Genomic DNA, 15,296 nt, shown 5'->3' on the forward strand with positions numbered 1-15,296 from the left:
CCAACCCGACGCCGTCCCTCTTCGACGTCGACCAGCTCCGCGACTACAAGTAATCCAGGGCTCGGGCGGCGTTTGGGAAGCGCGCCGCCCAACTCTCTCCTCTACCCAAGTCTTCCTCCTGGGTCCCCCCCCAGGTAACTTGAGGCAACGGACCCCTAGCCCGTTGCCTCTTTTTTTTGTGCCGGGACCTGTCGGAAATGATCGAGCCGCGCCGCGGCATTTTGATCATTTCGTGGATGGGTCTTCCGATGACGCCGTCAAATCATGTGGCGTTGCAGCAAGACCGCGCTGCATCAAACAACAATTCGTGCTGGATCGGCGAGGCAACGCTTGGAATCGCTACAGGACCGCGCTGCAGCAAAAGCCTGGCGAAGTGACTGTTGCACTGCCACTGGCACGCTGCTTGCAACAACAGCAAATAAGCTGGCGATGACACGAATAAGGTAACGCCGGGCAGGGAGGAAAGCGGTGATGTGGACAGGTGACGAGGCAGATCGGCCGCCACTCGATATCGACGCGCGCTGGATCAGGGTGACGGAAGTCCGCAGCCCCTTCGTGCTGTTCGAATTCACCATTGGCGATCCTGACCTGACGGTCGAGCTGATCATGCCCTATCCGGCGTTCGAGGAATTCCGGCGGGTGCAACATGCCATCGTCGACATCTCACCGGAGGCCGCCGCGCCCCTGCGGGCACTCGCGGCCCGCACGCCGGCCGCCGTGGCCATGTGACCGAATACGGGAAGGACGGGAACACAGATAATGACCATCGAAATCAAGACCAACGTCATTCAGCCGCGGCGCCAGACCTATGGCAACGTCGCGCGCCGCCTGGGGGCCGACAAGCCCGCCTCGCGCTACGACGAATCCATGTTCGATCTGCAGGCGACCGGCGTATTTCATTATCGTCCGACCTGGGCGCCGGAATACGAGCTGTTCGACGCGCGGCGCACGGCGATCGTGCTCGCGGACTGGCACGTCCTGCGCGATCCGCGGCAGTATTATTATGGAACCTATACGATCGCGCGCTCCCGCATGATGGAAGCGGCCGAGAAGAGCTTTTCCTTCGCCGAGAAGCGCCAGGCCCTGACCGGCATCGACGCGGACTGGACCGGCAAGATTCACAGCTACCTGCTGCCCCTTCGTCATTACGAATGGGGCGCGAACATGAACAATTCGCAGATCACGGATATCGGCTTCGGCTCGGCGATCACCGAGGCGGCGATGTTCGCGACCATGGACCGGCTCGGTATCGCCCAGCTGATCAGCCGGGTCGGCCTTATCCTTGATGGCGGCACCGGCACCAGTCTGCTGGCGGCGAAGGACGCCTGGATGGCGTCGCCCGCCTGGCAGCCGCTGCGCCATGCGGTCGAGGACATGCTGGTGATGCCCGACTGGTTCGAGCTGTTCGTCGCCCAGAACCTCGTCTTCGACGGCTTCATCTATCCGCTCGTCTATCGCCAGTTCGATCAGGCCGGCATGGCCCACGGCGGCGCGGCGCTCTCGCCGCTGACCGAATTCATGGCCGACTGGTTCGAGGAAATCTCGCGCTGGGTCGATGGCGTGATCACCGCTGCCGGGAAGGAATCCGAGGCCAACCGCGACCTCCTGTCGGGCTGGACCAAGGCCTGGACCGCGCGCGCCGTCGAGGCCGTCACGCCGCTCGCCGAATCCGTCCTGGGTGACGGCGCGGCCGAAGCCGTGGCGGAAATCGCCAGCCAGCTTGGCCAGCGCGTCCGCCGCCTCGGCCTGCAGGCGTAAGGGAGAGCGAGAGATGAGCAAGGTTTCCATCACCTTCCAGAACACCGACGACGCCCGCCACCTCGTCGATGCCATCCTGACCGACAACCCCGATGCGACGGCGAGCGTCATGCCCGCCATGACCAAGATCGACTGCGAAGGCTCGCTGTCCCTGCGCCGCGACTCGGTCGAAGCGCGGATCGGCCGGTCGTTCGACCTGCAGGAAATTCACCTGTCGATCGTCACCCTTGCCGGCAACGTCGACGAAGACGACGACGCCTTCACCCTCGCCTGGAACACGGGCGCCCGCTAACCGAAACCGTGGAGAGGCAGACCATGAACGCGATGCAACCCCCGCCGAAGCAGAAGAAGCTGAGCCTCAAGGAGCGTTACGCGCACCTGACCCGCGGTCTCGGCTGGAACACCACCTATCAACCGATGGACAAGGTGTTCCCCTTCGCTGATTACGAAGGCATCAAGATCCATGACTGGGACGCCTGGGAAGACCCGTTCCGGCTGACCATGGATGCCTACTGGAAATATCAGGCCGAGAAGGAGCGCAAGCTCTATGCCGTGATCGAGAGTTTCGCGCAGAACAACGGGCATCTGAACATCACCGACGCCCGCTATGTCAACGCGCTGAAGCTGTTCCTGACCGGGGTCTCGCCGCTCGAATATTCCGCGCATCGCGGCTATGCCCATGTCGGCCGGCACTTCGTCGGCGCCGGTCCGCGCATCGCCTGTCAGATGCAGGCCATCGACGAATTGCGTCATGCCCAGACGCAGATTCACACGATGAGTCACTACAACAAATTCTTCGACGGGCTGCACGACGCGCGTCACATGCACGACCGCGTCTGGTATCTCTCGGTGCCCAAGTCGTTCTTCGAGGACGCCTGCTCGGCCGGGCCGTTCGAATTCCTGACGGCGATTTCCTTCAGCTTCGAATATGTCCTGACCAACCTGCTGTTCGTGCCCTTCATGTCGGGTGCGGCCTTCAACGGCGACATGGCGACCGTGACCTTCGGCTTCTCCGCCCAGTCGGACGAAGCGCGTCACATGACCCTCGGCCTCGAGATCATCAAGTTCATGCTCGAGCAGGACGAGGCCAATGTGCCGATCGTCCAGCGCTGGATCGACAAATGGTTCTGGCGCGGCTACCGCCTGCTGGCGCTCGTCTCGATGATGATGGACTACATGCTGCCGAAGCGGATCATGTCCTGGGCCGAAGCCTGGGAGATGTATTTCGAGCAGGCTGGCGATGCCCTCTTCAACGACCTGTCGCGTTACGGCATCCGCAAGCCGAAGTACTTCGAAGTCGCGTCGAAGGAAAAGCACCGCCTCAGCCACGAGGTGTGGTCGACCTTCTACAACTACACCCAGGCGACGGCTTTCCACACCTGGCTGCCGACCGAGGAAGAGATGACCTGGCTGTCCGGGAAATATCCCGACACCTTCGATCGTCTCTATCGTCCGCGCTTCGAATGCTGGAGCGAGATGGAGAAGAAGGGCAACCGTTACTACAACCCGACGCTGCCGCAGCTCTGCGTGACCTGTCAGATCCCGATGATCTTCACCGAGCCCGACGATCCGACTACCACCTGCTTCCGGTCGGCGGAATACAAGGGCGAGCGCTATCACTTCTGCTCGGACGGCTGCAAGGACATCTTCTGCTACGAGCCGGAGAAATACATCCAGTCGTGGTTGCCGGTGCACCAGATCTATCAGGGCAACTGCGGCGGTGCCGAGATGAAGGACGTGCTCGCCTGGTATCACCTGAACTTCGGTGCCGACAATTTCGACTACACCGGATCGCCCGACCAGAAGCTGTGGGACGAATGGCAGGCCCAGCGATCGGCCAACGCCGTCTGAAAAACAGGGGCGCGGGGATAGCCCGCGCCCATCCACGGGTGGAACCGCAAAGGGAGCGAACATGACCGTTACAGCCATCGGGCCCTACGAATTCAAGTCCAGGGACCATATCGACAATTTCCACGGTAACCAGGTCGTTTACTGGCACTGGGAAGAACACCTGATGTTCTGCGCCGCGCTCGCCCTGATGTTGCCGCGCGACATGCCTTTCGGCGACGTGCTGAACAATATCCTGCCGGGTTGCTATGGAATGCACCCGCAGTTCGAGCAGATCGAGTGGTCCAAGGTCGTCTGGATGCTGGATGGCCGGCCGTTCAAGCCCGATCTCTCCGCCAGCCTCGTTGCCAACGGCGTCGGGCACAAGTCGCTGCTGCGCTTCTGGACGCCGGGCCTGCACGGGCTTTCGGGCGCCGTGATCTGACGGGCGAGCGGATATGAGCGGAGCCATTCACCGGGTCACGGTCGAGCCCCTGGGGCAGACCGTCAATGTCGCCGAGGGACAGACCATTCTGGACGCTTGCCTGCGGGCCGGCATCTATCTGCCCTATCAGTGCAACCACGGACTTTGCAGCACCTGCAAGGTCACGGTCGTCGACGGCGAAGTCGACCTTGGCGAGGCTTCGCCTTTCGCCTTGATGGATTTCGAGCGGGACGAGGGTCGTGCCCTTGCCTGCTGCGCCAGGCCGTTGTCCGATGTCACCATCGAGGCGGATATCGAGGTCGACCCGGACGCGCGCAACTGCCCCGTGCTCGACATCGAGACGGATGTGGTTGAAATCCGCAACCTGTCCAGTGATATCAAAGGCATCTGGCTCGATACGAAAGGCGTCACTTTCGACTTTCAGGCCGGGCAATATGTCAATTTGCGGCTTCCGGGCATCGAGGGCGAGCGGGCATTCTCGCTGGCCAACGCGCCGAGCGAAGGGTTGCTGGAAATCCACGTGCGGCTGGTGCCCGGTGGGCGCGGTACCGGCTATCTGCACGAAGTGCTGAAGGTCGGCGACAAGCTGTCGCTGAGCGGGCCTTACGGTCGCTTCTACATCCGCGAATCCGCGGAAGTGCCGATGATCTTCATCGCCGGCGGCTCCGGCCTGTCCAGCCCGAAATCCATGGTGCTCGATCTCCTTGGCAAGGGTTGCGATCTGCCGATCACCCTGTTCCACGGCGTCCGCCGCCGGCCCGATCTCTATTTCGCCGAGCTGTTCGAGAAACTGGCGGCGGAGCACGGCAATTTCACCTATGTGCCGGTGCTGTCGGACCCGCAGCCCGGCGATGGCTGGACCGGCGAGACGGGCTTCGTCCACGAGGCCGCCGTGCGGCATTTCGACGGCGTGTTCAAGGGACACAAGGCCTATCTCTGCGGCCCGCCGCCGATGATCGAGGCTTCGATCCGCGCCCTGATGAAGGGCCGGCTGTTCGACCGCGACATCCACACCGAGAGCTTCCTGACCAAGGCCGATGCGGACGGACCCAGCCGCAGCCCGCTTTCGCAGCGGATGTAGGCGATGACGGTCCGTCACACCATCCGGGTCGAGAATTGCGGCGACCACTTCACCTGTCCGGAAGGCGAAGGTGTCCTTCAGGCCATGGAGAAACAGGGCCGCAGTTCGATCCCGGTCGGTTGCCGCAGCGGCGGCTGCGGCCGCTGCCGGGTCGAGGTGACGGATGGTGCCTTCAAGGCCGGACCGATGAGCCGGCGCCATGTGTCGGAAGCCGAAGGCGGGCAGGCGCTGGTCCTCGCCTGCCGGATCTATCCGCGTTCCGATCTGACGATACGCCTGGCGACTCCGGCATTCCGGACCGCCGTCGAGAAATAGCGCCCGCGTGGCGCCAACGGGAGGAATATGAAATGGCAATACAGGGTGTTCTGCGGCCCGGCTATGTGCAATTGCGCGTCCTCGACATGGAGGCGGCGCTGGTTCATTACCGTGACCGTATCGGTCTCGACGTGATGATGACCGACGATGACGGTCTCGTTTACCTGAAGGCCTACGACGAATTCGATCATCACAGCATCATCCTGCGTGAAGCCCCCGAAACCGGCATGGACTTCATGGGCTTCAAGGTCGCGTCGGAAGAGGCGCTCGACGCCTTCGCCCGTAGCCTGCGCGCCGCCGGTGTCCCGGTCGACGAGATTCCGGCGGACGAGGGCCGTTATCTTGGCCGTCGCATCGGTTTCCTCGCGCCGACCGGTCACCGGTTCGAGCTGTTCGCCTCCATGGGCCGCTCCAACGCCTGCCCGATGATCGACAATCCCGAACTGTGGCACGCCGAGCCGCGGGCGATGCGGGCCCAGCGCTTCGATCATTGCCTGCTCTACGGCGACGATATCGACGGCACCATGGACATCTTCTGCCGTCTGCTCGGCTTCGTCCTGACCGAACAGGTGGTGGCGCCGGACGGCACTGTCATCGCCGCCTTCCTGTCCTGCGGCATGAAGGCCCACGATATCGCCCTCGTCCGCCACGAGGAAAAGGGCAAGCTGCACCATGTCTCCTTCCTGCTGGAGAACTGGAACGACGTCGGCCATGCCGCCGATATCATGAGCCGTTACAACATGTCGGTCGACATCGGTCCGACCCGTCACGGCATCACCCGCGGGCAGACGATCTATTTCTTCGACCCCTCGGGCAATCGCAACGAAGTTTTCGCGGGCGGTTACACCTTCTATCCCGACCATCCGGTGCGGACCTGGAGCACCGACGAAGTGGGCAAGGCGATCTTCTATTACGAGCGCGCGCTGAACGACCGCTTCATGACGGTCGTGACCTGATCTGGAGAGCAAGAGAATGACGGTGGCAAGGACCCTGAACTTCATCGACGGCGAATTCCGCGAGGGGCGCGACTGGTTCGAAAATCGTAACCCCTGCGATAATGGCGTCTTCGCCATGGTCGCCGAGGCGGGTGAAGCCGAAGTGGACGCGGCCGTGCAGGCCGCGCGCCGCGCGCTGAAGGGGCCGTGGGGCAAGATGACGGTGCACGAGCGCGCTGCCATCCTGCACAAGGTCGCGGACGGCATCACCCGGCGTTTCGAGGAATTCCTCGAGGCGGAATGCCGGGACACCGGCAAGCCGAAGAGCCTCGCCCGGCACATCGACATCCCGCGCGGCGCGGCCAACTTCAAGATCTTCGCCGATCTGGTGAAGAATGTGCCGACCGAGAGCTTCGTTCTCGACACGCCGGACGGCGCGGGCGCGGTCAATTATGCCCTGCGCCGGCCGAAGGGCGTGATCGGCGTGATCTGTCCGTGGAACCTGCCGCTTCTCCTGATGACGTGGAAGGTCGGGCCGGCCCTCGCCTGCGGCAATGCCGTCGTCGTGAAGCCGTCCGAGGAGACCCCGACCACGGCCACCCTGCTCGGCGAGGTGATGAACGAGGCGGGCGTGCCGCCGGGCGTCTATAACGTCGTCCACGGCTTCGGCCCGGGCAGCGCCGGCGAATTCCTGACCAGCCACGACGGTGTCGATGCGGTCACCTTCACCGGGGAAACCCGCACCGGCGCCGCCATCATGCGGGCGGGGGCGGGGCGCATCCGCCCGGTGTCGCTCGAACTCGGCGGCAAGAATCCGGCCATCGTCTTCGCCGATGCCGACATGGACAAGGCGATCGAAGGCACCATGCGTTCGGCCTTCGCCAACTGCGGCCAGGTCTGCCTCGGCACCGAGCGGGTCTTCGTGCAGCGTCCGCTGTTCGATGAATTCGTCGCCCGGCTGAAGGCCGGCGCGTCCGGCCTCGTCGTTGGCACGCCGGACAATGCGGCCGCCAACATGGGTCCGCTGGTCAGCCGCGAGCACCAGAGCAAGGTCCTGTCCTATTACCAGAAGGCGCGGGAACTCGGGGCCGAACAGGTGATCGGCGGCGGGATCCCCCAGATGCCGGGCCATCTCGTCGAAGGGGCCTGGATCGAGCCGACGATCTGGACCGGTCTTGGCGATGACAGTGCGATCATGCGCGAGGAAATCTTCGGCCCCTGCTGCCACATCAGCCCCTTCGACGAAGAGGACGAAGTGGTGGAGCGCGCGAACGACACGGATTACGGTCTTGCCTGTTCGATCTGGACCGAGAACGGCTCGCGGGCGCATCGTGTGGCGTCCCGCATCGAAGCCGGGCTGGTCTGGGTCAACAGCTGGTTCCTGCGCGACCTGCGCACGCCGTTCGGCGGCTCCAAACGCTCCGGTATAGGCCGCGAGGGTGGCGTGCACAGCCTGGAGTTCTATACCGAACTCTCGAACGTCTGCATCAAACTCTGAGGATCGAGGCGTGTCTCAACCCATCCTGTCCGTGGCCGAAGCCGCAGCCCTGCTGCGCCAGGCCCATGAAACCGCCACCCCGATCGCGCCCCTGACCGGGCGGGTCGAGGGTGGCGACGCAGCCACCGCCTACGCCATCCAGGAGGCCAATACCCAATATTGGCTGAACAACGGTCGTCGGCTGTCGGGGCGCAAGATCGGCGCGACCTCCAAGGCGGTACAGTCCATGCTGGGGCTGAACCAGCCCGATTACGGCATGTTGTTCGCCGACATGGCCTTCGGCGACGGCGAGGCCATTCCGGTCTCCCAGGTTCTGCAGCCCAAGGTCGAGGGCGAGATCGCCTTTTATCTCGGTGATGATCTCGACGGCGATGGCCTGACCCTCGCCGACGTGTTGCACGCGGTCGAATATGCCGTTGCCGCGATCGAGATCGTGGGCAGCCGCATCGCCGACTGGAACATCAAGATCCTGGACACCATCGCCGATAACGCGAGTTCGGGCCTCTATGTCCTCGGCAGCCAGCCGCGCAGGCTCGGCGAATTCGACCCCGTGCTGTGCGGCATGGTGATGGAGCGTCAGGGCGATCCTGTCGCGACCGGCGCGGGCGTCGCCTGCCTCGGCAATCCGCTGGTCTCGACCCTGTGGCTGGCGCGCAAGATGGTGGAAGTCGGCCGTCCGCTGAAGCGCGGCGACACGATCCTGTCCGGGTCTCTCGGTCCCCTCGTGCCGGTCGCGGCGGGGGATGCCATCGAATTGCGTATTTCGGGGCTCGGCAATGTCCGCTGCAGCTTCGAGGGAGGGCGCTGATATGACGTCTCTGACCGAACTCGCCACCCTGGTCGATGACGCGGCGCGTTACGCCAAGGCCATCCCGCAGATCACCAACGACCTGCCCGATTTCGGCATCGACGATGCCTATGCGGTACAGGCGCTGTCGGTGCGCCGCCGTCTCGAGCGGGGCGAGAAGCGCATCGGCGTGAAGATGGGCCTGACCAGCCGCGCCAAGATGATCCAGGTCGGTGTCGACGAGGTGATCTGGGGCCGTCTGACCGACGCCATGATCCTCGAGGAAGGTGGCGAGCTGTCGCGCAACCGCTATGTCCACCCGCGGGTCGAGCCGGAAGTCGCCTTCCTGATCGGCAAGCCGCTGGCCGGTACCGTGACCGCGCTCGAGGCGATGGCCGCCGTCGCCGGGGTCGCGCCCGCGATGGAAATCATCGACAGCCGTTACGAAGCCTTCCGCTTCGCCCTGCCCGACGTGATCGCCGACAATTCCTCGTCGTCCGGTCTTGTCATCGGCGGCTTCGTCTCACCGTCGGTCGATATCGGCAATCTCGGCACCGTGCTCTCGGCCAATGGCGCGGTGCGCCAGATCGGCTCGACCGCGGCGCTGCTCGGCCATCCGGTGCGCTCGCTCGTCGCGGCCGCGCGCATGGTGGCGCAATGGGGTGAGACCCTTCGCCCCGGCGACATCGTCATGGCGGGCGGCATCACCGCGGCCCATCCGCTGACGGTGGGCGAGCATATCCGCACCGAAATCGAAGGCCTCGGCCGCGTGGCCATCACCGTGAAGGACTGAACATGCCGATCATCAACGTGACCCTGATCGAAGGCCGCAGCCAGGACGACAAGCGCGCCCTGATCGAGGAGCTGACCAACGCGGCGGAAAAGGCGATCGCCGTGCCGCGGCAGAGCGTGCGCGTGATCATCTGGGAAGTGCCGGCGGCGCATTTCGGCGTCGCGGGCGTGCCGAAGTCCGTGTCCTGACATGGCCGACGGCGGGCAGAAGGGCGAGGGCGCGGCCATGACCCAGAACGCGCAGGTGGTCACCATCGACGGTGGTCTCGGCAGTTTCGTGCAGGGGGCGGACGATGCCTCGCTGTTGCAGGCGGCTCTGCGCTGCGGCATCGGCCTGCCCTACGAATGCAGTTCGGGCGGCTGCGGCTCGTGCCGCATCCAGGTGCTCGAGGGCGAGGCGGAAAGCCTGTGGCCGGATGCGCCCGGCCTTTCGCCCCGCGACCGCCGCAAGGGGCTGCAACTGGCCTGCCAGACCCGCGCCCTCGGCGATCTGACCATCAAGGTCTCGACCGACGCGGCCTGCGCGCCCAAGGTGCCGCCCAAGGTCTTCGGCGTGGTGCTGGAGAGCGCGCGTGATCTGACCCGTGACATTCGGGAGTTCCGCTTCCGCGCCTCGGCGCCCGCCGTGTTCCTGCCCGGGCAATATGCCATTCTCCAGCTCGAGGATGGGCAGCGGCGCTGCTACTCCATGTCGAACCTCGCCAACGACGAAGGTATCTGGGAATTCCAGATCAAGCGCGTGCCGGGTGGCAAGGCCTCGAACGCCCTGTTCGACATGGCGCCGGGCGGCCGGCTGCGGGTGGACGGGCCTTATGGCCTTGCCCATCTCGTCGCCGAATCGGCGCGGCCGGTGGTCTGCATCGCCGGGGGTTCCGGCCTTGCGCCGATGATCTCGATCGCGCGGGCGCTGGGGGCCGATCCGGAACGGCAGGTCGATTTCTTCTATGGCGGGCGGACCGCGGCCGACGTCTGCGGCGCCGACCATCTGTCGGCCCTGCCGGGCTGGCAGCGGGGTCTGCGTTTCCATCCCGTGGTCTCGTCGCCGGACGATCCGCTCAGCGCCGGCTGGACCGGCGAGACCGGCTTCGTCCACGAAGTCGTGGCGCGCGGCATCGGCGACCGTCTGGCAGACAGCGAAATCTATTTCGCCGGCCCGCCGCCCATGGCCGAGGCGTTGCAGCGGCTGCTGATGATCGAGTTGAAGGTTCCCTTCGGCCAGATCCATTTCGACCGCTTCTTCTGAGGGCAGCATGGCGGAAAATCCGGAGATCGGGCGGCGCATCCTCGCCGACGGGATCGACACCAATTACCACGACCTCGGCACGGGGCAGCCCGTGCTGATGATCCATGGCTCCGGCCCCGGGGTTTCCGCCTATGCCAACTGGCGCCTGAACATGGGGCCGCTGGCGGCGGCGCGCCGGGTGCTGGCGCCCGACATGCTCGGCTTCGGCTATACCGCGACGCCGCCGGGCACGCAGTTCTCGATGGAACGCTGGATATCGCATCTGATCGGCTTCATTGACGCACTGGAACTCGGTCCGGTCGATGTCGTCGGCAATTCCTTCGGCGGGGCGCTCGCGCTTGCTCTTGCCGCGCGCGCACCGGATCGTGTCCGCCGCCTTGTCCTGATGGGCGCGGCCGGTGTCGATTTCCCGCTGACCGCGGGGCTGGACGCGGTCTGGGGCTACGAACCCTCGATCGAGACCATGCGCCGGCTGATCGGCATCTTTTCCTACGACCCCACCCGGGCGACGGATGACCTGGTGCGGATGCGCCATGCCGCCAGCATCCGGCCGGGCGTGCAGGAAAGCTTCGCCGCCCTGTTTCCGGCGCCGCGCCAGCGCTGGGTCACCGCCCTCGCGACGCCCGAGGCGGCGATCGCCGCGATCGACAAGCCCGCGCTGATCCTGCATGGGCGCGAGGACCGGGTCATTCCGCCCGGCAACGCGCTTCGACTGTTCGACCTGCTGCCCCGGGCCGAGCTTCACATGTTCGGGCGCTGCGGTCACTGGACCCAGATCGAACACGCGGCTAGGTTCAACTCTCTCGTGAACGACTTTCTCTCGGGTGATGCATGAAATGGTGGCGGGCATTGCCCCTGGTCGTCGGTCTCGTGGCTTCGGCCTTGCCGGCGGTGGCGGCGGAATGGGTCGATGAATGGCGAAGCCTTGCCGCCAAGACGGGCTTCGAGGGGCACAAGCAATTCGCCGAAATGCTGGCCGATCCCAAGGCCATCGCCCTGGTCGAGGAATGGCAGGCGTTCCGCGGCTATACCGCGCGCAGCCTGATCGCGGCGGCGAAATTGCCGCCCGACCTGAAACCCGGCCTTGAGATCACCCGCGAGAATGCCGCCCAATATCCCTGGCTGAAGGACTATCTGCCGGCGCCGAGCCTGGCGCGCCTGATGTCGGACGGCTGGTTCCGGTGGGGGCGCATCCGCATCGTGCCGACGACGCCCTACACGCTGTCCCAGGCCCGGCTCGAAGCGACCAAGAAGGGTGGAACTTACTCGATCAGCGAGAAGGGCGAATTGCTCGATGCGAAGGGCGGCTTCGCCCTGCTCGGCGATTCCGGCCTGCCCTTCACCCGCCCGGCCGACGGGCTGCAGCTCTACTGGACGTTCCTTGCCTTCGGCATCGGCAACGACAATCTCGCCCTGAAACCGATGGAGCTGACCTCCTGCACCCCGGACAACAAGCCGGAGCGGCGTTACGTCATGCATCTCTGGTGGCAGAAGATGCACGGAAGGGTCGATTCCGCGCCCTTTGGCGACATCCGGGGCGAGAATGACACGATCGAGGCCGGCTCCATCGTCTTCCTCGCCCCGCGCGACATCAAGGGCCTCGCCGCCACGCGGCGGCGCTTCGCCTCGGCCGACAAGGGCGACGACTTCCGGGGTTATGTTCCGACCATGCGCCGCACCCGCATTCTCGGCGGCACCGACACGCAGGACCCGATGACCCCAGGCATCGAGGCGACCTGGGACGAATGGCGTCAGTCCTGGCTGAAGCCCGACCCGCGCAAGTTCGACTTCAAGCTGATCGGCGACGGCTTCGTGCTGTCGCAGCCCGAGGTCGGCCATGCCTATAACCCTGCCGATCACGGCGGATCGGAGTGCGAGCTGGCGACCATCGACCTCGAGTTGCGGCCCGTGTGGATTCTCGACATCACCGACAAGACCGGCAACTATGTCTATGGCCGGCGCCGCCTCTACATCGACAAGGAAACCTGGTACGCCCAGTATCAGGAGATGTACGACCAACGCGGCAACCTCTGGCGCGTGCTCGACGATGCCGGCGATTTCGACCCTGCCAAAGGTCTGTGGATGGCGCGGAATTACGTCCTGTGGAATGTGATCGGTCAGCGCTACAACCGCATCAGCATGATGGCCGACTGGTCGATCATTTCGGGCGACATGTCGGGCATGTTCGATATCGAACGCCTGCGCGACTACTGACGAAGCCTGTACCGCTCATGCGCGGCAAATACACCGGCAATCGGGTGCATTTGCCGCGCATGATGTAATGACACCTTACCCACCCCCGACTAAAGTCCAGAAAAGCCGATGACAATAAATCGGCCTCGGGGGAATGCCGGTAAGGGAAAGACATGCAATCTTTCCGCGAGATGTTTTGGGGAAGCGAAACGTCTTCCAGCCAGGACGTTTGCCCCGCGCACCTGATGGTGTGCGGGAAGCGGGCGTGTGACTTCGTCGCGCGCCGCGACCACTCGCCCTCGGCCCGAAATCAGGAAACCTCTGCCGTTTCACGACGGGAAGGTGCTGGCGTCGACGCGCCCGCCACGGTGCCGTTGGCTGAAATCGACAAGTCCCTTGCCGCTTCCATCAATCCCGCATGGGTTTTTTTGATGAACACAACAAGGCGAGCCGGTCTCGTGGCGCCATCGCACGGCGCGCGCGGCTCATCGCGAAGCTGGGGGCGAAATGCGTGCGGCGCAGCAATTCCGGGTCGCCGAATCCTGACAAATGGCAGGAAGCAATATGGTTTGCGCCTATCGAACGGGGATGCAGCGCAACACCCAGCTGCCGTGACGCCGCAGAGGCTTGTCCTTTGGGCGCCGGACGCGCCAGAGGACGGCAACCGTGGCGCGATTGGCACGATCATTGCTGATGTACGAAATGACGGCCGGGGAGACGACATCCCCAGCCTTGCCACCGCCGGTTTCCGGCCAGAGCAACAAGTCCACAGGGAGGGACAGTGATGTCGAAGCTGGCGTCGAGCGAATACTACGATCTCGTCCGCACAACGAATTGGACGCCCCGCTATGTGACGGAAGCGGAAATGTTTCCCGAGGCGATGTCGGGCTCGCGCGGTATTCCTGCGGAAGCCTGGGAGACCTTCGATGAGCCGTACAAGGTTACCTACAGCGACTATGTCGCAACCCAGCGCGAAAAGGATGCCGGTGCCTATTCGGTGAAGGCCGCCCTCGAGCGCGCGAATTACATCGACACCGCCGATCCGGGCTGGGTCAGCACGCTGCAGGCCCACTACGGCGCCCTCGCGGTCGCGGAATATGGCGCGGCGACGGCGGAAGCCCGCATGGCCCGTTTCGCCCGCGCGCCCGGCAACCGCAACATGGCGACCTTCGGGATGCTGGACGAGATGCGGCACGGCCAGATCCAGCTGTTCTTCCCGCATGAGCACACCAAGCGCAGCCGCCAGTGGGATTGGGCCCACAAGGCGATGCACACCAACGAATGGGCCGCGCTCGCCGCGCGTCACATGTTCGACGACATGATGTTCACCCGCGACGCGGTCAGCGTCGCCATCATGCTGACCTTCGCCTTCGAGACCGGCTTTACCAACATGCAGTTCCTCGGCCTCGCGGCCGATGCTGCCGAAGCCGGCGACCATACGTTCGCCAGCCTGATCTCCTCGGTCCAGACCGACGAATCGCGTCATGCCCAGCAGGGCGGCCCGGTGCTGAAGATCCTGATCGCGAACGGCAAGAAGGACGAAGCGCAGAAGATGATCGACGTCATCTTCTGGCGGGCGTGGAAGCTGTTCTCGGTCCTGACCGGTCCGATCCTCGATTACTATACCCCGCTCGAGCACCGGAAGCAGTCCTTCAAGGAATTCATGGAGGAATGGATCATCGGCCAGTTCGAGCGCCAGCTGAAGGATCTCGGCCTCGACCTGCCCTGGTACTGGGACGAATTCGTGCGCTCGCTCGACGAGACCCACCACGGTATGCACATGGGTGTCTGGTACTGGCGCCCGACCGTGTGGTGGAACCCGGCCGCCGGCGTGTCGCCCGAAGAGCGCGACTGGCTGGAGGAGAAGTATCCGGGCTGGAACTCGACCTTCGGCCGCTGCTGGGACGTCATCACCGAAAACCTGCAGAAGGGCCGCGAGGACCTGACCCTGCCGGAAACCCTGCCGACCATCTGCAACATGTGCAACCTGCCGGTCGTCGGCACCGCGGGCGACGGCTGGAATGTCAGGGATTACCAGCTGGTCCACAACGGCCGTCTGTATCACTTCGGCTCGGAAGTCGATCGCTGGTGCTTCCAGCAGGACCCGGAGCGTTACCAGGGCCACATGAATGTGGTCGACCGCTTCCTGTCGGGCGAGATCCAGCCGCAGAATCTGGCCGGTGCCCTGCTCTACATGGGGCTGAACCCGGGCGAGATCGGCTCGGACGCGCATAATTACGCCTGGGCCGGCATCGGCAAGCAGAACCAGGCCGCCGAGTAAGGCGGGTGGGAGGGGGCTCCGGCCCTTGTATCTGGAAAGGGCGTTGGTTGTAGACGAGACTGACGTTGTGATGGGACCGGCGGCCGCCGGTCCCATCACAGGCGGCCGGCACTCGTCTGCCCTCTGGCTGCAACCGTGGGA

The 15,296-nt window shown here is 64.6% G+C and carries 18 protein-coding genes; all 18 read left to right on the forward strand.

Annotation, left to right across the window (positions count from 1 at the left end; all coding sequences use genetic code 11):
- Nucleotides 1-197: 197 nt before the first annotated feature.
- The 18 genes from DKG74_RS21565 to DKG74_RS21190 all read left to right on the forward strand — a co-directional run bounded on the left by DKG74_RS21565 (nt 198) and on the right by DKG74_RS21190 (nt 15,155).
- Nucleotides 198-377, forward strand: coding sequence for a hypothetical protein (locus DKG74_RS21565; protein WP_133251676.1), 180 nt, complete (start codon nt 198-200; stop codon nt 375-377).
- A 94-nt stretch (nt 378-471) separates the two neighbouring features.
- Nucleotides 472-729: a phenol hydroxylase subunit gene (locus DKG74_RS21115; protein WP_109908166.1), complete on the forward strand. Its 258-nt coding sequence runs from the start codon at nt 472-474 to the stop codon at nt 727-729.
- 30 nt (nt 730-759) lie between these two features.
- Entirely contained in the window at nt 760-1,758 is a 999-nt protein-coding gene (locus DKG74_RS21120; protein WP_109908167.1) for an aromatic/alkene monooxygenase hydroxylase subunit beta, read from the forward strand.
- A 13-nt stretch (nt 1,759-1,771) separates the two neighbouring features.
- Nucleotides 1,772-2,050: an MmoB/DmpM family protein gene (locus DKG74_RS21125; RefSeq protein WP_109908168.1), complete on the forward strand. Its 279-nt coding sequence runs from the start codon at nt 1,772-1,774 to the stop codon at nt 2,048-2,050.
- 23 nt (nt 2,051-2,073) lie between these two features.
- Nucleotides 2,074-3,609 carry an aromatic/alkene/methane monooxygenase hydroxylase/oxygenase subunit alpha gene (locus tag DKG74_RS21130; RefSeq protein WP_109908169.1) on the forward strand — a complete coding sequence of 512 codons (1,536 nt, stop codon included), beginning with the start codon at nt 2,074-2,076 and terminating at the stop codon, nt 3,607-3,609.
- A gap of 61 nt (nt 3,610-3,670) precedes the next feature.
- Nucleotides 3,671-4,030, forward strand: a complete 360-nt coding sequence (locus DKG74_RS21135) for a phenol hydroxylase subunit P4 (RefSeq protein ID WP_109908170.1) — start codon at nt 3,671-3,673, stop codon at nt 4,028-4,030.
- Nucleotides 4,031-4,043: 13 nt separating this feature from the next.
- Entirely contained in the window at nt 4,044-5,111 is a 1,068-nt protein-coding gene (locus tag DKG74_RS21140; protein WP_207779455.1) for an NADH:ubiquinone reductase (Na(+)-transporting) subunit F, read from the forward strand.
- A 3-nt stretch (nt 5,112-5,114) separates the two neighbouring features.
- Nucleotides 5,115-5,426, forward strand: coding sequence for a 2Fe-2S iron-sulfur cluster binding domain-containing protein (locus DKG74_RS21145; protein ID WP_109908171.1), 312 nt, complete (start codon nt 5,115-5,117; stop codon nt 5,424-5,426).
- Between the two features lie 32 nt (nt 5,427-5,458).
- Nucleotides 5,459-6,382: a catechol 2,3-dioxygenase gene (locus tag DKG74_RS21150; protein WP_109908172.1), complete on the forward strand. Its 924-nt coding sequence runs from the start codon at nt 5,459-5,461 to the stop codon at nt 6,380-6,382.
- Between the two features lie 16 nt (nt 6,383-6,398).
- The gene (locus tag DKG74_RS21155) at nt 6,399-7,859 is read left to right on the forward strand and encodes a 2-hydroxymuconic semialdehyde dehydrogenase (RefSeq protein WP_109908173.1); all 1,461 of its coding nucleotides are present in this window, start codon (nt 6,399-6,401) and stop codon (nt 7,857-7,859) included.
- 10 nt (nt 7,860-7,869) lie between these two features.
- Nucleotides 7,870-8,667, forward strand: coding sequence for a 2-keto-4-pentenoate hydratase (locus DKG74_RS21160; RefSeq protein WP_109908174.1), 798 nt, complete (start codon nt 7,870-7,872; stop codon nt 8,665-8,667).
- Between the two features lies 1 nt (nt 8,668).
- Complete coding sequence (locus DKG74_RS21165; RefSeq protein ID WP_109908175.1) at nt 8,669-9,439, forward strand: 2-keto-4-pentenoate hydratase; 771 nt, start codon at nt 8,669-8,671, stop codon at nt 9,437-9,439.
- Nucleotides 9,440-9,441: 2 nt separating this feature from the next.
- The gene (locus DKG74_RS21170; protein ID WP_109908176.1) at nt 9,442-9,627 is read left to right on the forward strand and encodes a 2-hydroxymuconate tautomerase family protein; all 186 of its coding nucleotides are present in this window, start codon (nt 9,442-9,444) and stop codon (nt 9,625-9,627) included.
- 1 nt (nt 9,628) lies between these two features.
- Nucleotides 9,629-10,681 (forward strand): 2Fe-2S iron-sulfur cluster-binding protein, encoded by a 1,053-nt coding sequence (locus DKG74_RS21175; RefSeq protein ID WP_109908177.1) that lies wholly within the window; start codon nt 9,629-9,631, stop codon nt 10,679-10,681.
- 7 nt (nt 10,682-10,688) lie between these two features.
- On the forward strand, nt 10,689-11,516 hold the full coding sequence (locus DKG74_RS21180) for an alpha/beta fold hydrolase (RefSeq protein WP_109908178.1): 828 nt from the start codon (nt 10,689-10,691) through the stop codon (nt 11,514-11,516).
- Entirely contained in the window at nt 11,513-12,895 is a 1,383-nt protein-coding gene (locus tag DKG74_RS21185; RefSeq protein ID WP_109908179.1) for a DUF1329 domain-containing protein, read from the forward strand. The genes DKG74_RS21180 and DKG74_RS21185 overlap by 4 nt, the downstream gene beginning before the upstream one ends.
- Nucleotides 12,896-13,047: 152 nt before the next feature.
- Nucleotides 13,048-13,659: a hypothetical protein gene (locus tag DKG74_RS21570; protein ID WP_133251677.1), complete on the forward strand. Its 612-nt coding sequence runs from the start codon at nt 13,048-13,050 to the stop codon at nt 13,657-13,659.
- Nucleotides 13,659-15,155, forward strand: coding sequence for an aromatic/alkene/methane monooxygenase hydroxylase/oxygenase subunit alpha (locus DKG74_RS21190; RefSeq protein WP_109908180.1), 1,497 nt, complete (start codon nt 13,659-13,661; stop codon nt 15,153-15,155). Before DKG74_RS21570 ends, DKG74_RS21190 begins: the two co-directional genes overlap by 1 nt.
- Nucleotides 15,156-15,296: the final 141 nt, after the last annotated feature.

It is taken from the genome of Zavarzinia aquatilis (genome assembly GCF_003173035.1).
Classification (GTDB): Bacteria; Pseudomonadota; Alphaproteobacteria; order Zavarziniales; family Zavarziniaceae; genus Zavarzinia; species Zavarzinia aquatilis.